General features: G+C 49.6%; 14 protein-coding genes and 1 rRNA gene. 6 read left to right on the top strand and 9 right to left on the bottom strand.

The window, feature by feature from the left end; genetic code table 11:
- Positions 1 to 431: ribosomal RNA gene (locus tag CX664_RS20825) — 16S ribosomal RNA — on the bottom strand; the annotation flags it as partial.
- A 924-nt stretch (positions 432 to 1355) separates the two neighbouring features.
- On the opposite strand from CX664_RS20825, the gene CX664_RS20820 reads away from it, so the two are divergent.
- The 3 genes from CX664_RS20820 (at position 1356) to CX664_RS20810 (ending at position 5710) form a co-directional block, all read left to right on the top strand.
- Positions 1356 to 2915 carry a SulP family inorganic anion transporter gene (locus CX664_RS20820; protein WP_101748588.1) on the top strand — a complete coding sequence of 520 codons (1560 nt, stop codon included), beginning with the start codon at positions 1356 to 1358 and terminating at the stop codon, positions 2913 to 2915.
- Positions 2916 to 3079: 164 nt separating this feature from the next.
- Positions 3080 to 3505, top strand: a complete 426-nt coding sequence (locus CX664_RS20815; protein WP_101748587.1) for an Mpo1 family 2-hydroxy fatty acid dioxygenase — start codon at positions 3080 to 3082, stop codon at positions 3503 to 3505.
- 258 nt (positions 3506 to 3763) lie between these two features.
- Positions 3764 to 5710 (top strand): hypothetical protein, encoded by a 1947-nt coding sequence (locus CX664_RS20810; RefSeq protein WP_101748586.1) that lies wholly within the window; start codon positions 3764 to 3766, stop codon positions 5708 to 5710.
- Positions 5711 to 5744: 34 nt separating this feature from the next.
- On the opposite strand, the gene recG is transcribed toward CX664_RS20810, so the two are convergent.
- A complete protein-coding gene (recG, locus tag CX664_RS20805; RefSeq protein WP_101748590.1) occupies positions 5745 to 7829 on the bottom strand; it encodes an ATP-dependent DNA helicase RecG in 2085 nt (694 codons plus the stop codon).
- Between the two features lie 17 nt (positions 7830 to 7846).
- The gene (locus tag CX664_RS20800; RefSeq protein WP_101748589.1) at positions 7847 to 8755 is read right to left on the bottom strand and encodes a hydrogen peroxide-inducible genes activator; all 909 of its coding nucleotides are present in this window, start codon (positions 8753 to 8755) and stop codon (positions 7847 to 7849) included.
- 195 nt (positions 8756 to 8950) lie between these two features.
- On the opposite strand from CX664_RS20800, the gene CX664_RS20795 reads away from it, so the two are divergent.
- Positions 8951 to 9808: an SDR family oxidoreductase gene (locus CX664_RS20795; protein ID WP_101748585.1), complete on the top strand. Its 858-nt coding sequence runs from the start codon at positions 8951 to 8953 to the stop codon at positions 9806 to 9808.
- A gap of 669 nt (positions 9809 to 10477) precedes the next feature.
- Here the strand turns inward: CX664_RS20795 and CX664_RS20785 are convergent.
- The 3 genes from CX664_RS20785 to rpoZ all read right to left on the bottom strand — a co-directional run bounded on the left by CX664_RS20785 (position 10478) and on the right by rpoZ (position 13509).
- Positions 10478 to 10864: a RidA family protein gene (locus CX664_RS20785; RefSeq protein ID WP_101748583.1), complete on the bottom strand. Its 387-nt coding sequence runs from the start codon at positions 10862 to 10864 to the stop codon at positions 10478 to 10480.
- Between the two features lie 175 nt (positions 10865 to 11039).
- The gene (gene spoT, locus CX664_RS20780) at positions 11040 to 13172 is read right to left on the bottom strand and encodes a bifunctional GTP diphosphokinase/guanosine-3',5'-bis pyrophosphate 3'-pyrophosphohydrolase (protein WP_101748582.1); all 2133 of its coding nucleotides are present in this window, start codon (positions 13170 to 13172) and stop codon (positions 11040 to 11042) included.
- An 85-nt stretch (positions 13173 to 13257) separates the two neighbouring features.
- Complete coding sequence (gene rpoZ, locus CX664_RS20775) at positions 13258 to 13509, bottom strand: DNA-directed RNA polymerase subunit omega (protein ID WP_066016900.1); 252 nt, start codon at positions 13507 to 13509, stop codon at positions 13258 to 13260.
- A 222-nt stretch (positions 13510 to 13731) separates the two neighbouring features.
- Between rpoZ and CX664_RS20770 the strand changes: the two genes are divergently transcribed.
- Positions 13732 to 15549, top strand: coding sequence for an aminopeptidase P family protein (locus CX664_RS20770; RefSeq protein WP_101748581.1), 1818 nt, complete (start codon positions 13732 to 13734; stop codon positions 15547 to 15549).
- Between the two features lie 144 nt (positions 15550 to 15693).
- On the opposite strand, the gene CX664_RS20765 is transcribed toward CX664_RS20770, so the two are convergent.
- The 3 genes from CX664_RS20765 to CX664_RS20755 form a co-directional block, all read right to left on the bottom strand.
- A complete protein-coding gene (locus tag CX664_RS20765) occupies positions 15694 to 17253 on the bottom strand; it encodes a hypothetical protein (protein WP_101748580.1) in 1560 nt (519 codons plus the stop codon).
- A 145-nt stretch (positions 17254 to 17398) separates the two neighbouring features.
- Complete coding sequence (gene gmk / locus CX664_RS20760; protein ID WP_101748579.1) at positions 17399 to 18013, bottom strand: guanylate kinase; 615 nt, start codon at positions 18011 to 18013, stop codon at positions 17399 to 17401.
- Positions 18014 to 18132: 119 nt separating this feature from the next.
- Positions 18133 to 18990 carry a YicC/YloC family endoribonuclease gene (locus CX664_RS20755; protein WP_244910703.1) on the bottom strand — a complete coding sequence of 286 codons (858 nt, stop codon included), beginning with the start codon at positions 18988 to 18990 and terminating at the stop codon, positions 18133 to 18135.
- A gap of 274 nt (positions 18991 to 19264) precedes the next feature.
- Between CX664_RS20755 and rph the strand changes: the two genes are divergently transcribed.
- Positions 19265 to 19981 carry a ribonuclease PH gene (gene rph / locus CX664_RS20750; protein WP_101748577.1) on the top strand — a complete coding sequence of 239 codons (717 nt, stop codon included), beginning with the start codon at positions 19265 to 19267 and terminating at the stop codon, positions 19979 to 19981.
- The last annotated feature ends 291 nt before the right edge of the window (positions 19982 to 20272 follow it).

Genomic DNA, 20272 nt, shown 5'->3' with positions numbered 1-20272 from the left:
CCTTCTTCACACACGCGGCATGGCTGCATCAGGCTTTCGCCCATTGTGCAATATTCCCCACTGCTGCCTCCCGTAGGAGTCTGGGCCGTGTCTCAGTCCCAGTGTGGCTGATCATCCTCTCAGACCAGCTACGGATCGTCGCCTTGGTAGGCCTTTACCCCACCAACCAGCTAATCCGACGCAGGCTCATCTGATAGCGCAAGGTCGGCGAACCGATCCCCTGCTTTCCACCGCTCTTAAAGAGCTAGTGCGTATGCGGTATTAATCCGGATTTCTCCGGGCTATCCCCCACTACCAGGCAGATTCCTACGTGTTACGCACCCGTCCGCCGCTCGTCAGCGAAGTGCAAGCACTTCCTGCTACCGCTCGACTTGCATGTGTTAGGCCTGCCGCCAGCGTTCAATCTGAGCCATGATCAAACTCTTCAGTTTAAATCGTTGTGTTGCTTTACTCCGAGAAGCAAGGCAACGGCTCAATGTCACAATTAAACGTACATGAATTTACAGGTATGTTCGCTTGATCAATTAAGCATCTTAAAGTGTTCAAAGCCGAAGCTTTGTTACCGATGCCATCGCACAAGCGCCCACACGAATTGTCTGATATCTTGTTAAAGAACGTTTGCTTTGCATAACTGGTCACTGGCAACTGCCAACCGACCACCGAAAGCAAGGCCGCCTATCTTACCGTGGCGACTTTCGTTGTCAAGCAATCATTTTTCAGAAGAAGAAAGAAGCTTTCCAACTCGCTGACGTTGCTTCAAGCCCTGTCAGCGGAGGCGCATCTTACCGCGCCAGTTTGATTTGTCAACCGGTTGTTTTTCATTCAATCCAAACAACCCATTTTCAAACCGCACTTCCCGGTCAGCGATGATGATTCATTCTGCCGATCCGTGGGTGACCGTTTGGGTCAGTCCGTGGAGGTGGGGCTAATTATACGGCAGATGTTTTATGTGACAACCTGAGGATAATACCTATAATTAAGTCACACTCCGAATCAGCGGTGGCTGATAGCCTCTATATAGGGTAGAGCCATGGCATTTATATAGGGTAAAGCCATGACATTGCCTTTACAAACCCCCTTCTTTAGAATGCCCTTCACAAAACAGACAATAGTTTGCGCCTGATTTAAAAGCGGCAAGCGGCTTCAGGATACTCAATCGCCCCAATGTGGCCGCAATGCTACCAGCCAGCTTGCCGACACTCCATGTGTCTCGTTTGCTCCCGGTTCTTTTCACAATACCCCGCCGGGCAGTACGACATATGACAGCTCTACTATTCTCCAATAGTAAACAATCAATACCGGCACCTATATGCCGTTAACACCTTTCAAGACTCATATATTACTGGAGACACCACTTGTTCGAACCCCACGCCAGAAACGTTGCCTCCATAAAGAATGATCTTCTTTCCGGTTTAACGGTAGCGCTTGCTCTTGTTCCAGAAGCTGTCGCCTTTGCCTTTGTTGCCGGGGTCGAGCCTCTGGTCGGTTTATATGCCGCCTTTCTTGTTGGTCTGATTACTGCTGCCATTGGTGGCCGCCCGGGGATGATATCCGGAGCAACGGGTGCCCTGGCCGTGGTTATGGTCAGCCTGGTTGCCAGTCACGGGGTACAGTACCTGTTTGCGACGGTGGTTCTGATGGGCATTATTCAAGTGCTCGCCGGTCTATTCAAACTCGGCAAGTTCATCAGAATGGTTCCCCATCCGGTGATGCTTGGCTTTGTAAACGGTCTGGCCATCGTGATCTTCCTGGCGCAGCTGAGTCAGTTTGGTGTTCAGGGTGAAGTCGGCTGGTTAACCGGCTCTTTTCTGGAAAACAGTGTTATTGATGTTGCCTGGATGAAAGGCAGTGAGCTCTATTTGATGCTCGGGCTGGTTGCCTTAACCATGGCCATCATCCATTTTCTGCCCAGGCTGACCACGGCCATTCCGTCTTCTCTGGCCGCCATCATGGTGGTCACCGCTCTCGCCCTTGGTTTGAATCTGGATACCAGAACCGTTGGCGATGTTGCCGGTATTGCGGGCGGGCTTCCGGCATTCAGCATTCCTTCAGTGCCGTTTACTTTTGAAACCCTGACGATCATCTTACCCTACTCTCTGATTCTGGCCGCTATCGGTATCATTGAGTCACTGCTGACCCTGAGAATGGTTGATGAAATCACCGAAACACACGGCAGCAGTAACCGGGAGTGTGTGGGTCAGGGTGTGGCCAATGTGGTTACCGGTTTCTTTGGCGGCATGGGTGGCTGTGCGATGATTGGCCAGAGTATGATCAATGTGAACTCTGGCGGCCGGGGCCGTCTGTCTGGTATTTCTGCGGCGTTATTCTTGCTGAGCTTTATCCTCTTTGCTTCTTCATTAATTGAAATGATTCCGGTGGCTGCCCTGGTTGGTGTTATGTTCATCGTTGTTATCGGAACCTTTGAGTGGAGTAGCTTCAGAATCATGAACAAAGTGCCCAAAGGGGACGCCTTTGTGCTGGTACTGGTTTCGGTAGTGACCGTTCTGACCGACCTGGCTGTGGCGGTTATTGTCGGCGTTATTGTTTCTGCCCTGATTTTTGCCTGGGAGCATGCCAAACAGATCAAAATCACAAAACTGGAAGACCAGGATGGCTCAACGATTTATAAGGTGCATGGCCCACTCTTCTTTGGTTCCACCACACACTTTCTGACGCAGTTTTCGCCTAAAGACGACAACAGAGATGTGATTATCGACTTCCGGGACTCCAGGGTCTGTGACCATTCCGGGCTTGAAGCCATCGATACCCTGGCCGAGCGCTATATGAACAGTGGCAGGACGCTACACCTCCTTCACCTCAGCAATGACTGCAGAAAACTGCTGAAAAAAGCGGGTAACCTGGTGGAAGTGAACGTTATCGCAGATCCCAAGTACTTTGTTGCTACCAATGCCTGATTATCATCCAGCATAACTCAAAGCCCGGACTGAACTCCGGGCTTTTTAATAGATGCAACTTTATGCCCGTGGATAGCTGACCAGACACCAATTGAGAACCGTGGCAGCAGGTGATAAATTACCTCCTCGTATCAATAATAAGAATATAAAGAGGCGTCTTAGCTATGAAAACCGTCGAGCAGTGGTTCACGGAATATGGCGAAAGCCACCAGAATCCCACCAATAAATTGATCCACTGGATCTGTGTGCCATCCATCCTTTTCAGCATTATCGGTATACTATGGGCATTCAGCCCCGTTGCCACCTGGGCGATGATGGCCGTTACCCTGCTGTTCTATTTCAAGCTCTCCTTCAAACTGTCGCTGGCCATGATTGTTGTCTTTGCCGCATCAGCAGCCATCTCTCAAGCGCTTGGAGCTTATGTCCTACAGGCCAGTATTGCGATTTTTGTTGTTGCCTGGATCTTTCAGTTTATTGGTCACAGGGTGGAAGGGAAAAAGCCGTCTTTTTTTGAGGATCTGCAGTTTTTGTTGATTGGGCCATTGTGGTGCCTGGGATTCCTGTTTAGAAAGCTCAATATCAATTATTGAATTCCTTCTTTTAAAGGGGTGACCACTGCCCCTTACCATGGCAATGGCCTCTTCAGCATCTTTCCAGCCACCCTTGCTGGACAAGATCTGATCGAAGGTAGTCTACACCTGTTTTATCGGTCGCTTTCACAGGTGTAAACAGTTAGTCGCGGAAAAGTACAACATTTGTTCTGTTAATTCTGCATCGCAGATTGTGCCTGACCATCCTTGCAGCAGGACTATACTTGACTGCCTGAGTCACCTTGGGGGGTTAACATTATGCCACCTGCAAAGAGGTTAAAGACCAGTACCGATGTCGATACATTGGGCAATGAAATCAAGCCTGAAGTAGCCCGTGATATGGCTCACTTTGATCACCGGTGGGTTCGCGTATCCCAGGAAGTGTTCGCCAAAATCGCCAGCTATTTATCAATTAACGAAATCAATAATTTTGCGCAAGCATCGCCGACAACGGCCGATCGTCTGCGGTCATGCGGCCTGGCAGAGGTCCATTACTTCCTCTCCCTGACCAGGCAAAGGCAGTCTTCGTGCCGGGCAATCATTCAGTCCAGTCAGCAACTCCTTGAGCACCTCAGAACATTGTCCATATTTTCTGTTCGACGCTTTCCTGCGCAACTGGGTCCGGCTTTTTACTCATTTTATGCCAGCCATTTGCGCCAGCAGATTCTTGATGGGGCAGCACTGACCCTTATACCCAGTGGCAGCAGAAATCTTAATCGCTCTACCCGTCATCTGTGTGACCATATTCCCATCATCATCGAGAGGAAGGCGAGGAATTACAGTGATATTCTGGCTCTGGAGCATGGTCACTGGGTCAGGAAAGCTGAAATCAAACACGAGGATTTTGCCAGTTATGGTCATCAGCATGCCGACCATATTTTATTTGTCCCACAATCCGTTCCGGTAAGCTTTGGGAGTGCGGGATTTTTTCACTACGATTACAGTGGCGAAGAGCACTTGCTGTCTGTTTATGAATGCAGGAATGATTCGTGGGTTGAGCAACAGCAACTGACAACGGGTGACGTTTTTCCTCAATGTGAGTCAAAGTTTATGACTTCCATGCATCTGTCACCAGATGCCAGGTCACTGGTCTGCATTAACATCGGAAGAGCTGGTGCTATTCTCGGTCGGGGTACCGATGGCCGGTGGGTCAATAGAGGCAACATTCATACAGGTCTTAATCATGATTTACTGTTCAGTGCCGACAGCAAACATCTTGTGCTTTATAGTGGATCATTCATTACGGTGATGGGCAAGGCAGACGATGAATCCTGGTCACAAACGGGTGACATTATTGTTAAAGATCCTGATGATGACCTGAAACTCACACCCAGTGGCGATAAAGTGAGCGAGTATGATTTTGATCTCCAAGTGCTATTCAGCCCGGATAACCGCCATTTTGCCACATGGTTTGAAGATGCCGGCGATGATTGCTACAACGCTTCTATTCGACGAGATTATTTCTTTGTCGTCATTTTTGCCCCGGACCCGGAAGGGCAGTGGCGTGAAAAACAGAGAATTATTAAAACCTGCGATTGTCCAAGTCGTTATTACGATATTCAACCTGATTTCAGCCCCGATGGTCGCTGTCTGATTATCACCACTGAAGATGGTCTGGATATCTGGGAATTAAATGCTGACGACCAATGGCTGCCTTCTGTTCAGGAGCCCCCCCCTTGCGGTGGTGGTATGATTCATTTTTCTGTGGACCCTTGTGAATTCATTAGAGAGATGTGGGGGGGCGTAACAATCTGGCGCAAGGCGGACGGAATGTGGGGTCGGACACAAACATTTCCGGCTGAGTCCCTGACAAAAATCAGCCCCAGCGGTGAAACCATTGTTTGTAACGATCCTGCGGGCCATACAGATGTCTATCAACGTAAGTCTGTTGGTGAGTGGGCCAGACAACGCATCGAATTTTCCATCAAAAAAGCAGATTTCAATCAAGAAGGTTACCTGCTGGCTGTAGTTCCTGAAACGAATACTCACAGCCTGATTTTGTTCGGGTTGATGGCAGACGGGAGCTGGCAGGAAAGGGCCCGTTTGCAAACAGAAAACAGGATTGCGAAATTTTGCTTCAGCCCGTGCAGCCGCAATCTTCAGGTCACCGGTTTGCCCCCTGAGAATGGTGATGTTTCAGTGCCAGAGGTTGTTTCCTTCTGGCAGATCATGCCCGATACAGGTTCACGGGAGGCCGACCAATAATTAACTGACCTGCTGCGGATTCCCCTGAATCTGGTCAAACATTCGCGTACTCTTCCCCCTTGCTCAGCCAGCGATTCACCAACGGCTCTACTGCTTCTGGTGACTGGTGAATTAATTCCTGAGCAGCCGTGCGCACAGCCACCAGCAAGTCACGATCCCGCTCCAGATCGGCAACCCGAAATTGTGCCAGACCTGTTTGCCGGGTACCTAAAACCTCACCCGGGCCTCTTAGCTGCAGATCTTTTTCGGCGATCACAAAGCCGTCATTCGAATCCCTCATCACCTGTAAACGTTCCCTGCTTTGCCGGGATAAAGGCGCGTGATACATCAGCAGACAGTGGCTGGCAATATTCCCACGCCCCACTCGCCCCCGAAGCTGATGCAACTGGGCCAGCCCCAGCCTTTCCGGGTTTTCAATGATCATCAGGCTTGAATTGGGTACATCAACACCCACTTCAATAACGGTGGTTGCTACCAGCAGGTGCAGATGCCCCTCCTTGAAAGCGTTCATCACCTCCGCCTTTTCGTTGGCTTTCATCCGGCCATGAACCAGACCTATAGACAACTCTGGAAGTGTTTCTCGCAATTGCTCTGCCGTTACTTCTGCTGCCTGACACTGCAATGCTTCAGACTCTTCGATCAGCGTGCATACCCAATAAGCCTGCCGTCCTTCAAGGCAGGCGGCCTTGAGGCGTTTAATGACCTCTTCACGACGGTCGTCACCTATAACGACGGTGTTGATGGGTGTCCGTCCCGGCGGCAGCTCGTCAATCACAGAAACATCGAGATCGGCGTAAGCACTCATGGCCAATGTTCTGGGGATCGGGGTGGCGGTCATAATCAGCTGGTCCGGCAGCCCGCCATTTTTTGCCCCTTTTTTTCGCAGTGCCAGGCGTTGATGAACGCCAAATCGATGTTGCTCATCAATCACCGCCATGCCCAGCTTATGGAATATCACATCGTCCTGAAACAGGGCGTGAGTGCCGACTACAACCATGGCTTCGCCAGAAGCGATCCGGGCCAAAATTTCCTGACGTTTTTTACCTTTGGTTTTTCCGGACAGGAAAGCCGTGGCAATACCCAGCGGCTTAAGCCAGTTTGCGAAGTTAAGCTGATGTTGCTCAGCCAGAATTTCCGTTGGAGCCATCACTGCGGCCTGATAACCATTTTCCACCGCCTGCAGTGCGGCCAGCGCGGCGACAACGGTTTTGCCCGAACCAACATCCCCCTGCACCAGTCGCAGCATGGGCTTTTCCAGGGCCATATCCTGGCTGATATCATCGGCCACTCGCTGCTGGGCAGAGGTCAGGGAAAAGGGAAGTTGCGCCAATAACTGTTGGGTTAACCGGCTTTTTGGTGGCATGGCAAAACCGCCGATCGCCTGTACCCGCCTTCTAAGCTGCTGAAGACTGAGGTTATGGGCCAATAACTCCTCAAAAGCCAGACGTTGCTGGGCAGGATGCCGCCCTTCGCTGAGCAGTATCATCGACTCTTCCGGTGGCGGCTGATGCAGGAGTCGAACGGCTTCCACCAGTGAGCTGAGGTGATATTGCTGCCGAATCTGCTCCGGGAGAAGCTCTTGCAGAGAGCTTTCATCGCCGAGCAGCTTCAATGCCTGCTCGCACAAACTGCGGATTCGCTGTTGGGTCAGTCCTTCTGTTGCCGGATAGACCGGCGTTAATGTCTCTTCAACATCTGCCGGGGCATCGGCCTTGATCACCCGGTATTCAGGGTGGTACATCTCAAGCCCGGTAGCACCGCGCCGGGGTTCTCCGAAGCAGCGAATTTCAACCCCATGCCGGAGGTTGTTTTTCTGGGCAGCGGTAAAGTGAAAGAACCTCAGGCTTATGGATCCGGACCCGTCACCGACCCGGCACAGCAGGCTGCGACGTTTGCCCATCACGATATCCGATGCCAGCACCTTCCCCTGAATCACCACATCGGTTTGAGGCTGAAGTGTGCCGATGGGCGTCACCCTGGTTCTGTCCTGATAACGCATTGGCAGGTGAAACAGCAGGTCTTGAATAGTGACAATGCCGATTCTGGCCAACTTCCCGGCCAGGGCATCACCAACGCCTTTTAACGTGGTTACCGGAATATCGTGTAATGACCTGTTCATACTCACCATAGGCCCACTTATTGATTAACCGAACACTGCCTCAAGGCATCAGAAAGCACATCAATTGCCTTCGGCCTCGGGAAGCTGGCGCGCCAGGCCAGGGCCACCGTCCTGCCAGGCGCTGGCGAACAAAATGGCCGGGTGCTGAGAATATTGGGCGCATAGTGATGATCGACAACGGCTGACTGTGGCAGCACACTGATACCCATACCCGACGCCACCATATGTCGGATGGTTTCCAGTGAGGTTGCTTCAATACCACTGCCATCATCGCCCGTCTCTTTTTTACTGGCCAGCATCGGGCAGGCCTCCAGCACCTGGTCACGGAAGCAGTGGCCTTCGCCCAGCAGCAGCAGCTTTTCTTTGACCAGGTCAGCCGGATCAATTTCGCTCTGACGTTCCCAGGGATGACCACCTGGCAACAATACCCGGAAGGGCTCATCATAAAGCGGCCTGGTTAACACATCCGGTTCATTAAAGGGCAGGGCAATGATAATGGCATCCAGCTCTCCCAGACGCAGTTTTTTGCGCAAAACAGCGGTAAAGTTTTCCTCAATATACAGCGGCATATTGGGGGCGGACTGTGCCAGCTGAGGAATCAGATGGGGAAAAAGGTAAGGGCCAATGGTGTAGATCGCACCCACTCGCAGGGGAGAACTGAGCTGATCCTGACCGGTTTTCGCCAGTTGTTTGATGGCCGAGGCCTCTTCCAGAACTTTCTGGGCCTGACTGACGATCAATTCACCCATTGGGGTAACACGAACCGCATTCCGGGTTCGCTCAAACAGGGCAACACCCAGTTCATCTTCCAGCTTTTTGACCCCGACACTCAGTGTTGGCTGGCTGACAAAGCACTTACTGGCAGCTCTGCCAAAGTGCTGCTCCTGGGCAAGGGTGACAATGTAGCGAAGTTCTGTCAGTGTCATAATGATGTTCAACTGTTTTGATAAGACAGCTCGATAAACAGCCCTGAGTTCACCTAAAGCCTTCAGCTCCTAAAAGCCCTGAAAGACTGGCAAGGATGCTAGTGCCATCTATAATACTGTAAATTTATACAGCCATATAAACGAAATTGCCATTATGTTTTTTCCGAAGATTATACCAACCAATAGACTATAGCTATGAATAAGCTCAATATACTGATTGCGGGTTGTGGCGATGTTGGCTGTGAACTCGCCCGGCAGTTAACCGCCATGAAATGCTTTAATGTCTGGGGGTTACGGCGAAATATTGCCAGGTTGCCTGCTGACGTTAACCCCATCCGGGGTGATCTGTTTAATGCCGAAATGCTCGGTGACTGGCCTGAGCAGATTGACTACGTGGTCTATGCCGCCGCCTCTAATGGGCGAACGGAAGCGCATTATCAACAGGCTTACATTGATGGGCTGCAAAATATTCTTAACCGTCTGGTGAACGAGCAATACCAGCCAAAACGTATTTTTTTCACCTCCAGCACCAGCACTTTCCATCAGAGTAATGGCGAATGGGTGAACGAAACATCGGCAACCCAGCCGGTGAAATTCAATGGTCGAATCATGCTGGCCGCAGAAAAACGGTTACAGCATGCTCCCTTCCCTGGCACGGCCATACGTTTTGGCGGGATTTATGGACCCGGACGAAACCGGCTGATCAGCCGGGTGTTGAAAGGTGAAGGCTGCCCGATAAAGCCCGCCGTATACAGTAACCGAATTCACCAGAAAGACTGCGCCGGCATCATCGCCCACCTTATTCGGCGCGATATGGACCATCTGCCGGTGGATAACTTATATCTCGGCGTTGACAGTACCCCAGCGACCACGTTTGATGTGCTGCAATGGCTTGGTGAGCAATTGAATGTGGCATTAGACAATAGCAATTATCCATCGCCACAAAGGGGTAATCGACGGTGCTCTAACCAGCGGATTATTGAGACAGGTTATAAATTTTACTTTCCTGATTACAAAAGTGGTTATACCAGCCTTCTCCATAACAGGGATTAAAGCAGGCAGGTTCTGCGGGCAGACTGACAGCCAGCAGAGCCTGATCATCCACAGGCTAGAAAAACCTGAACGACCGTTAATACAGGCTTATTAACGGCTTACCAAGATATAATTCACAGAGTTATCCACAAGACAGGTTGATGGGCATGTCGAGCCACAATTCGCTTTATTATTTTTGAACTATCGCTTTAAAAATCTTTCTAATGGTTATTAACCACTGGAAAGAGCACAAGATTGTGAGCGCCGCCCCATCAACTTCTGTCGCACCAATACACAACAGGGTGCAGAGCCTCAATGCAGAAAACACCAAGAGCACTTTGTCAGCGCATTGCCACTCAGGACGATCTGTTAATGAAATTGCCGGAGGGCAGGGTGATATAGCAATGCACTCATTACCCGCAGGGCAAGGCTGTATCAAGAATGAATCAGGCAAACATCACTCAGAAATTTTTGATATGCAATGGCAGAGCCACTGCCAGTTCTATTCCGAGTGCTCACACTGCCTGAGACTCCAGACTAAGCCCAGTATCGACAATGCAACTCGACCAATAGTGATTATTGATACATCAGAAAGCTGTCAAAGAATCAAACCAAAAAGCAATGTTCGCCGCAGAATATTCGTAAAGCCCCTGACTCAAGATGACCAGGAGCTGCTATCACTGCAAAAACTTATTTCAGTTCCAGAATAGCCTCTACCTCAACCGGTACACCTTTTGGCAACTCTTTGACACCAATAGCGGCACGGGCAGGATAAGGCTGTTTAAAAAACTCAGCCATGACCTCATTGACTTCAGCAAAGTTCGCCATATCGGTCAGGTAAATTGTCACCTTGGCAGCATCGCCAAGGGTTCCGCCAGCCGCCATGGCAATGGCTTTCAGGTTTTCAAAGCAGAGGCGGGTCTTCTCCTTAAAGCTTCCCTCCAGTAATTCCATGGTGTCTGCAACCAGTGGAATCTGGCCCGAGATATAAACAGTGGTTCCTGCTTTTACCGCCTGAGAATAGGTGCCAATAGCTTTGGGTGCCTTATCAGTATTAATCGTCTGTCGGTTACTCATCGATCTACTCTCTTAAGCTTGGGAATCAGAAGCCTATGGAAAAAAAGAAAAAGAAGACACCCGATACTAGGGTGTAAACATTATTTTTCAAGGATTTAGAGCGATATTTACGGGATACTGTGTTTTTGCGATACAGCATCCGGTTTTTTCTTGCAATGCTTTTATTCACAGACGTTTATGAATCCCGACGTCGTCGAATAATCGAGTAAACCCCTTTAATAACCCGAAGTCGTTTAATAATTTTGGCCAGATGCACCCGGTCACGAACACTGAGCAGCAACTGAACAATGCTGCAACGGGAGTCCTGCTCGACCATACTGATCTTCTCAATATTGCCTTCCACCGCAGTTATTGCGGTAGCCAGAGAGGCAATCATACCACGGTGATGCTCCAGCTCTACGCTGAGTTCTACGGTAAACTCACCGGAGACGTCCTTATCCCACTCAACTTCCAGAACCTTCTCCGGGTTATGTCGAATTTCAGAGACATTCGGGCAGGTATCCGTATGAATAACAATGCCACGGCCCGAGCTGACATGGCCAACCACCGGGTCTCCCGGTATTGGATAGCAGCACTTGCCAAAGCTGATGACCATGCCTTCAGAGCCACGAATGGAGAGCGGTTTCTCACTGTTGGACAGGTCCAGTTGACTCTTGTTCTCAGGCAGGCTGCCGGGCTCAACCAGTATCTTGGCAACGATATAGGCCATACGGTTACCGAGACCAATATCTTCCAGCAGCCCATCAAGGTCATCCAGATCAAACACGGACAGCTGCTGGCGAATGACCTCTTCACTGATTTGCTCAAGGCTGCTGTCAAAACTGACCAGTGCTTTGCTCAGCAAACGTCGGCCCAGGGCAATTGACTCATTTCTGCGCTGATGCTTGAGGAAGTGGCGAATGTTGGACCGCGCTTTACCCGTGACAACAAAATTCAACCAGGCCGCATTGGGTCGTGCGCCCGGTGCGGTAACCACTTCAACCGTTTGACCACTCTGCAACGGCTGACTGAGTGACGCCAGACGTTTATTGATACGACAGGCTACACAGGTATTCCCCACATCGGTATGGACAGCATAAGCATAGTCAACCGCTGTCGCACCTTTGGGCAGCTCTAAAATATGCCCTTTGGGGGTAAAGACATACACCTCATCCGGGAAGAGATCGATTTTCACGTTCTCAATAAACTCCAGTGAGTCTCCGGCATTTTTCTGCAGTTCCAGTACGCCTTTGAGCCACTGCCGGGTTCTGGCATGACTGCCGGACAGCGCTTCTTCTCCGGACTTGTAAAGCCAGTGGGCAGCAATGCCATTATTGGCCATGTCTTCCATTTCCTGGGTCCGGATCTGGATTTCTATGGGCACACCGTGCATACCAAACAGGGTGGTATGAAGTGACTGGTAGCCATTGGCTTTCGGGATGGCAATGTAATCTTTGAACCGCCCGGGAATGGGCTTATAGAAGTTATGGACAATGCCCAGCGCCCGATAGCAGCTGTCTACCTTGTCCACAATGATTCGGAACGCAAACATGTCCATGATGTCGTCAAAGGACTTACTCTGGTTCTTCATCTTGCTGTAGATGCTGTACAGATGCTTTTCACGCCCCACTACCCGGCCTTTCAGGCCTTCTTCTTCCAGACGGGCAGCAATCGCCTGCTGAACCTGGCTGACCAGGTCTTTACGGTTGCCACGGGCATTACGCACCGCCTGTCGAATCAGCCGGGCCCGCATGGGGTACATGGCAAAGAAGCCCAGATCCTCCAGCTCTATTCGGAGCGTGTGCATGCCAAGACGGTTGGCAATTGGCACATAGATATCCAGCGTTTCCTTGGCTATACGACGGCGCTTGTCAGGCCTCAGCACACCCAGCGTGCGCATATTATGGAGGCGGTCTGACAGCTTAACCAGAATGACGCGGATATCCTTGGCCATGGCCAGCGCCATTTTCTGGAAGTTTTCTGCCTGGGCCAGCGTCTTGTTTTCAAAGTTCATGTGGGTCAGCTTACTGACCCCGTCCACAAGGTCCGCAATCACATCACCGAACTGCCCGGCAATGTCCTGCTTTTCGATACCGGTGTCTTCAATAACATCGTGCAACATGGCAGCCATCAGGCTCTGATGGTCCATGTGCATATCGGCAAGAATGGAGGCTACTTCCAGGGGATGAATAATGTACGGATCGCCGCTGCGGCGGGTTTGTCCGTCATGGGCCTGCTCCGCATAATAGTAGGCCCGACGAACCAGGTTGACCTGCTCGGGATTCAGATAGGACTTCAAGCGGCCGGCAAACTCATCGATGGTCAGCAAAGTCCGCTCCTTAAGCGCAGATCATCCATTGCACCTTCTTATCTTCTAAAGCTTGTGATCCAAAGATAGTACGAAGGTAAAACGCTTATTGTTCTACACCAGCGAGAAACATTGCTGCTTCGTCGTCATCAACCGTGCGGTCATCAACGGAAAGAGGGGTTACCAGGCCTTCGGCGATTTCACGCAGAGCCACCACGGTTGCCTTATCATTTTCCCAGTCTACCTTGGGGTCCTTGCCACCAATGGTCAGCTGGCGGGCACGCTTGGAGGCGACCATCACCAGTTCAAAACGGTTATCTACGTTATCCAGACAGTCTTCTACAGTTACTCGAGCCACGTTTTACTCCATCAATTAGAATCAGGTTCAGAAACAGAACCTTAATGCCGGTTTGCCTGACCCTTTAGTGTACTTTACGACCTGTAGCCAGACAAGCTTTAGCAGGGTTAGTGTTTGCTCCATAAAGGGTGCGGATTATAGTATTCGTAAGCATCATCTAAGTAGAAAAAAAACCCTGCCCAACACTAACTCGCCGAATGGCCAAAAGCCTGGAATAGATACATGGTGAATACCCCGAACCGCTCTGACTCAACCAAGAGCCCAAAGAGCACCAAAAAGCTGCAAGATCTGCGTGGCGCAATGGCTGAATATGGTATTGACGTCTGGATTATCCCGTCTTCCGATGCCCATAACAGTGAGTACGTAGCCCCCCACTGGGAAGGGAGGGCCTGGCTCTCTGGCTTTAATGGCTCTGCTGGTACGCTGGTAGTAACACAGGATAAAGCAGCCCTGTGGACAGACGGCCGCTACTTTATTCAGGCCTCAGAACAGCTGGCAGGCTCAGAAATCACCCTGATGAAAGATGGTCAGCCCGGCGTCCCGTCAATGGTTGACTGGGTGACAGAAGCAGTCTCTGAGCAGGGTTGCATTGGCTTCGATGGTGCCACTCTGAATCTGAGCCAGGTCAGAAATCTTGAAAAGAAACTGGCGGCTAAATCCGTTACGTTGAAATTCGATCACGATCTGCTGAATGATATCTGGACCGACAGGCCAGCACGGCCTGCTGAGCCCGTCTTTATTCACCAAGACACCTATGCCGGTAAAACCCTCACAGAGAAGGTCACGGAGGTTCGGGAGATTCTCAAGGAGCGAAAAGCAACGGAGCTTCTGATCACCACACTGGATGATATTGCCTGGCTGTTTAATCTGAGGGGGTCTGATATTGACTGTAACCCGGTATTTCTTGCCTATGCACTGATTTCACCGGACAGCATCACACTGTTTACCAACAAAGAGCGAATAGCAGCGGATGCGCTGTCAGCCCTGGCAAAGGCTGGTGTAGAGCTGGCTGCCTATGATGACGTCCTGGATAGGCTATCAACACTTGCGGATAACACCCACCTGATGATCAACCCGGCCACCACGGGTTACCAACTGGCCTCCGCGATTCCGTCATCGATTCACCTGATCGAAGACAGATTGCCCACCACCGACCTGAAGGCCATCAAAAACAGCACTGAGATAGAGCGGATGAAGGAGTGTCATCGCCGTGATGGTGCGGCCATGGTCCGCTTTATCCGGTGGTTGGAAACCAATATTCCCACAGGGCAGCTGAATGAATTCAATGTTGATGAACAGCTGCTGCAGTTCCGCTCAGAGTCAGAGCATTTCCGGGGGGTCAGCTTTCCCTCGATTGTTGGTTATGCTGCTCATGGTGCTATCTGTCACTATCGGGCGGATGAAGAGTCCGCTTACTCCATTCAAACCAAAGGGTTGCTGTTAATCGACTCAGGCGCTCAATACCCGGATGGAACAACGGATATCACCCGCACATTTGCCTGCGGTGAGATGACGGATGAGGAGAAGAGAGACTATACCCTGGTGATGAAAAGCCATATCGCCCTGGCGACGGCCAGGTTCAAGGAGGGAACACGGGGAATACAGCTGGATGCCATTACCCGGCAGCCTCTGTGGAGTGAAGGTATCGACTTTAATCACGGCACCGGCCACGGGGTGGGCTACTTCCTGAATGTGCATGAAGGCCCCCAGAGCATCAGCCCAAGATGGTTTGACGTTGCCCTGAAGCCCGGCATGCTGGTGACCAACGAACCCGGCATTTACCGGGATAACAAACATGGAGTCAGGCTTGAGAATATTATGCTGATCGCTGAGGACATTGAGAATGAGTTTGGCAAGTTCTATAAACTCATCCCAATGACCCTTGCACCCTTTGACACTCGCCCCCTGCTGAAAGATTTGATGACGGATACAGAAATTAACTGGCTGAATGGGTACCACGAAATGGTCAGAGAGGCGCTTTCACCTGAACTCCAGGGGCAAGATTTTGAATGGCTGAGGGAAGCGACCAAGTCTCTGTAAAATAAGGAAACAACACTATACCGCTCGTTGGCATAACAAAAGGCCAGCGGGCGCGCGTAGTTTATAGCCAGATTGATTAAAGCCCGGAGAATCCCATATTTTGTAGTTGGGCAAGTGGAACCCAATATTATTTCATTGGGTTTACTATTTATCCTCAATTCTGTGTTTCCCAGCAACGTCTTCAAAGAACTTGATCAGATCCTTAACTGCGGCCTGGTTCTTAACATCAGAAGGCTTGTGCTGAATAGCTGCAGGAGCTTCTGGATTTTGATCCTCCTTAACAACAGCTTCTTTTAGCACTTCCGTTACTGAGGTCGACAGTTTATTAGTTTCAGGGCTCTTCTTCCTGTGCACAGGCTTACGTGACTCACTGTTTCTATCAAAACTTGTTCTATCATCAACCTTATGAGCTGGCACTGCATCATTTTTATGCACAGGTGAAGGTTTTAAGTCAGAGGATTCTTTTATATCCCCTCCAAGAAGCCCTGAAACCTCTTCATTCAGTAGTAAAAAAAGGTCTGATCTTTTTTTCTGATAGATATCCTCCGCTTGAATACCTTTTTTTTGGTTGGCTGCATTTTTAGCAATAGACTCAGCTTTACTACGAAGGGTTGAATCCATCTTCCCCATTATTTGGTTAACCAACTTCACTCCTTCAGCAAAATTTGCTTTATTTTTTTGCTTTAATTGTTTCTTTAAGCCAGCCCTGATTTCAGACCTGACTTGCTTCATCATAATTTCATAGCAGCTTTGGAAAAACTCTTTTTGGCCATGCATCCCCCCCATTTCTTTAGACACCAGCAGCTGATGCTTTCTCTCCAAATCAGCCCGTTCAATACCCGCAGATTTGATTCTGCGCTTCAGGCCTTCCGCCTCACCTTGCTTTGAACCAGCTAACTTCTTATTCAGGCTAGAAATTTTATTGTCTAAATTTCTTATGTCAGCAGTGTATTTATCCACAGAAATAATCTGAGTATTCAGGCAGGAGCCAAAAAGAAACGCTTTATCCTCTGGGGTCATCATTCCAAGGGAAAGAACGGCTGTCACCTGACTGTTTACAAACTCAGCAGAAGAGGTTTTCAGGCCACTCAGCATTTGTTGAAGAAGCTCTGCAGTTAAACCAAGCGTTTTTTCCTTATCCTTATCCCGACCAGCGGTAAATTCAAAGCTCATTACCTTGGCAGACAGTTTTACAACGTCGTTATATAACTGCTCTCTTATTTCTGGTGAAGGAGATGCCTCTCTGGAATAAGATCTCCTCAGTAGCTGGAAATACTTTTGGATTGCACCTCTTGCCTCTTCTGCAGATTTAGCCTTAATCCCCTTGTTAGCCACTTTAGAAAGGAATGTCAGCGGTTTGTCTCGATCAGACTGATGACTTTTCTCACCATTACGCTTCATAAAAGTATCAGAAAGATGATCCAGGGCATCGACCTGTTTTGGCTTTATTGCTGCATGATCAACCTGGTAATGTTCTGTATTCGTTTTTCTAATTTGACTGTCACAGGAGACACTACCAACTTTATGATGATTATCCTGTGCGGAATTCTGAGCTTTGTCAGATTTCTGATGTTTATGATCATACCTTGGAATGTTTCCACCTGGTACTCTGTTCACACCCATAGCATTACTTCCTTTTAATTCTATGGATTTAAATATAGCTTGTTGCTTAAAGCTGTTAAGTAGCTGGCCAAATGGAATCATATATTTCTACCTGAATGAACAGTCACTATGCAAGGACAACACAGGGAGCATAGCCGTTACATGACCCAAGTTGTAACGCCACGGAGTGACTTACACCTGATCAGAAAATATGACCTTTTTTGATCAACTACTTACACTTAATCACTCAGTTTATGAGACCTTTAATCAGATCTTCTTTGTAGTGCTGCATCCAATTAATTGACAGGCGCTGGCTGCGAATAATGGTTTGCAGATCCCGCAAGGCAAGATCAAACTCATCATTGATTACCAGGTAGTCAAACTCACCATAATGGGACATTTCACTGACCGCCTGAGACATACGTCTTTCAATGATCGAAAGGTCATCGGTAGCCCGCCCGATCAACCGTTCCCTCAGAGCCTCAAGAGAAGGCGGCAGGATAAAGATTGATACGGCATCAGGCAACAAACGGCGAACCTGCTGCGCCCCCTGCCAGTCAATCTCCAGAATAACATCTTCACCTTTGTTCAGCTGTTCACGAACCCAGTGTGCCGAGGTTCCATAATAATTACCAAAGACTTCAGCATGCTCAAGAAACATGCCTTTGCTCAACATGTCCCGGAAGCCTTCGACAGAGGTAAAGTGATAGTTTACGCCATCCTGCTCACCAGGCCGGATACCCCGGGTGGTATGAGAGACAGACACACGCACATGGGGCGTAGATTCAACCATGGCCTTTACCAGGCTTGTCTTGCCAGCGCCGGAAGGGGCAGCAATAATATAAAGTTTGCCAATATTCATGAACACTCCAGGGAAGGCTCCCTGTTTTAAACCTATGTACTTCAGGATAAGTCAGACTAAGAAATAAGCCCTGCTATTTACCAAAAAACAAAAATAACTTGTTGATTATATAAGGTTTCCTATTCAATATTCTGAACCTGCTCACGCATTTGCTCGATCAGGACCTTAAGATTAACAGCAGTCTGGGTAAGGCCAGCATGAATGGACTTGGACGACAGGGTATTTGCCTCCCGGTTGAGTTCCTGCATCAGAAAATCCAATCGCCGTCCGACCGCTCCCTGCCCGGGGCTTTTCAGTGTTCGGCGCACTTCCGCTATATGCGTTTCCAGACGATCCAGCTCTTCATCGACATCCATCTTCTGAGCCAGTATCGCCATTTCCTGCTCCAGCCTCTCCGGATTTAACTCCTGTCTGGCTTCAGCAAGTCGATCAAGGATTTTCTCACGCTGGCTTTGCAGAATTTCCGGCAACAACCCACGAAGCCGCTGCACCTCATCCCCCATTTTATCCAAACGGGCCTCAATGAAAGACTGCAGCTCCTGTCCTTCCCGCTGTCTCATCTCATTCAGTTGAATAAGTGCTGTATTGAACCCTTTTATGGCAGCCCGATGAACAACGGCCATTTCCGTCTCTTCATTGCTCTGCACGCCGGGCCACAGCAGAACCTCAAGAGGATTGACCGGTGCAACCCGGGAAAAATGGGCCTCAACCTCACGCACTGCCAATTGCAGCTTTTCCAACAGGACACGATTCAGTTCAAGCACCTGCTCTTTCTCAACCAGCTGAAATTTCAGGCTGCATTCAACCTTGCCTCGTTTCAGTTGCTTGCGAATTAATTCTCTCAACGCAGGCTCGATCTCCCGTGCCTGTTCCATGAGACGGAAGTGGGGTTCAAGGTAACGGTGATTAACGGATCGAATCTCCCATACCAGGCTTCCCCAATCCTCCTGTATCTGAACACGGGCGAATGCAGTCATGCTGGAAGTCATGAAATACTCTTTAATCGGTGGGCTAATAAACACTCATTATTTCAGAAGTTTATCCACAAAATAAACCGATGAGATAAGATTTTGGAAAAACTATAGTTCTAAAAATACTGACCACTTGAGTGTATGTCATTGATTTAATAACGCAGCATCAACAAAGAGAGCTGATTATTCAAACTCTATTTTCCCGAAAACCCACTGAACAGTTATAATTCCGCAAATTTTGCAGTGCTCACGTTTTTTCAGACATACCAAGGTAACCCAAATGCGCCCTAGCGGAAGAACGGCAGACCAATTACGTGATGTAAACATCACCCGCAACTATACCAAACACGCAGAAGGATCTGTGCTCGTTGAGTTTGGCGATACCAAAGTCATCTGTACCGCGTCGGTCGAACGCGGTGTACCGCGGTTTCTCAAAGGAACCGGCCAGGGCTGGATCACCGCCGAGTACGGCATGCTACCCCGGTCCACCACGGAACGGATGGGGAGGGAAGCCTCCAGAGGCAAGCAGGGTGGCAGGACGCTGGAGATTCAGCGCCTGATCGGCCGTGCCTTGCGTGCGGCGGTAGACATGAGAAAGCTTGGGGAAAACACCATTAATATTGACTGTGATGTGATTCAGGCCGACGGTGGCACACGCACAGCCTCAATCACCGGAGCCTGTGTGGCACTGGTGGATGCACTGCGCTATATGCAGGAGAAGAAGATGGTCAAAAGTGATCCTTTCCTGCACATGATTGCCGCCGTTTCCGTGGGAATCTACAAAGGCAGCCCGGTTCTTGACCTTGATTATCCTGAGGACTCCAGTGCCGAAACGGACATGAACGTTGTGATGACCGATGCTGGCGGCTTTATCGAGGTCCAGGGAACTGCAGAAGCAGCCCCTTTCAGCCAGAATGAAATGCTGGCCATGATGGCCTTGGCACGATCCGGTATTGAGGAAATTATCGAGTTACAGAAAAAAGCGTTAGCAGAATGACACTTTACTGCCTGCCCTTTTGCTTGAGCTATTTTTAATAGAACCCGGCTATATGCCGGGTTCTTAAGTAGCTGGCCATATGGAATCGAATATTTCTGGCTACTTGGGCTGGTACTATGCGAGGCACAACGGAGGGAGCATAGCCGTAGCTATGTGACCGGAGTTGTAACGAAGCAGAGTGCCAGCACAAGGAGTCAGAAATATATGATTTCATATGGTTAGCTACTTACTCTGTAACAGGTCAGCAGTATGATTATTGCACTCATTGGTTCCCATGGAACGGGTAAAACA

Origin of the sequence: Endozoicomonas acroporae (assembly GCF_002864045.1) — a bacterium.
Lineage (GTDB): Bacteria > Pseudomonadota > Gammaproteobacteria > Pseudomonadales > Endozoicomonadaceae > Endozoicomonas > Endozoicomonas acroporae.
Note: the sequence above shows the minus strand (reverse complement) of the source record. Positions and strands in the feature narration are given on the sequence as shown.

What these genes read in the sequence shown, in the direction of transcription:
- CX664_RS20815 (WP_101748587.1), top strand. Translation starts at nt 3,080, where the DNA reads ATGAAAACCGTCGAGCAGTGGTTCACGGAATATGGCGAAAGCCACCAG.
- CX664_RS20810 (WP_101748586.1), top strand. Translation starts at nt 3,764, where the DNA reads ATGCCACCTGCAAAGAGGTTAAAGACCAGTACCGATGTCGATACATTG.
- recG (WP_101748590.1), bottom strand. Translation starts at nt 7,829, where the DNA reads ATGAACAGGTCATTACACGATATTCCGGTAACCACGTTAAAAGGCGTT.
- CX664_RS20800 (WP_101748589.1), bottom strand. Translation starts at nt 8,755, where the DNA reads ATGACACTGACAGAACTTCGCTACATTGTCACCCTTGCCCAGGAGCAG.
- CX664_RS20795 (WP_101748585.1), top strand. Translation starts at nt 8,951, where the DNA reads ATGAATAAGCTCAATATACTGATTGCGGGTTGTGGCGATGTTGGCTGT.
- CX664_RS20785 (WP_101748583.1), bottom strand. Translation starts at nt 10,864, where the DNA reads ATGAGTAACCGACAGACGATTAATACTGATAAGGCACCCAAAGCTATT.
- CX664_RS20770 (WP_101748581.1), top strand. Translation starts at nt 13,732, where the DNA reads ATGGTGAATACCCCGAACCGCTCTGACTCAACCAAGAGCCCAAAGAGC.
- CX664_RS20765 (WP_101748580.1), bottom strand. Translation starts at nt 17,253, where the DNA reads ATGATTCCATTTGGCCAGCTACTTAACAGCTTTAAGCAACAAGCTATA.
- gmk (WP_101748579.1), bottom strand. Translation starts at nt 18,013, where the DNA reads ATGAATATTGGCAAACTTTATATTATTGCTGCCCCTTCCGGCGCTGGC.
- CX664_RS20755 (WP_244910703.1), bottom strand. Translation starts at nt 18,990, where the DNA reads ATGACTGCATTCGCCCGTGTTCAGATACAGGAGGATTGGGGAAGCCTG.
- rph (WP_101748577.1), top strand. Translation starts at nt 19,265, where the DNA reads ATGCGCCCTAGCGGAAGAACGGCAGACCAATTACGTGATGTAAACATC.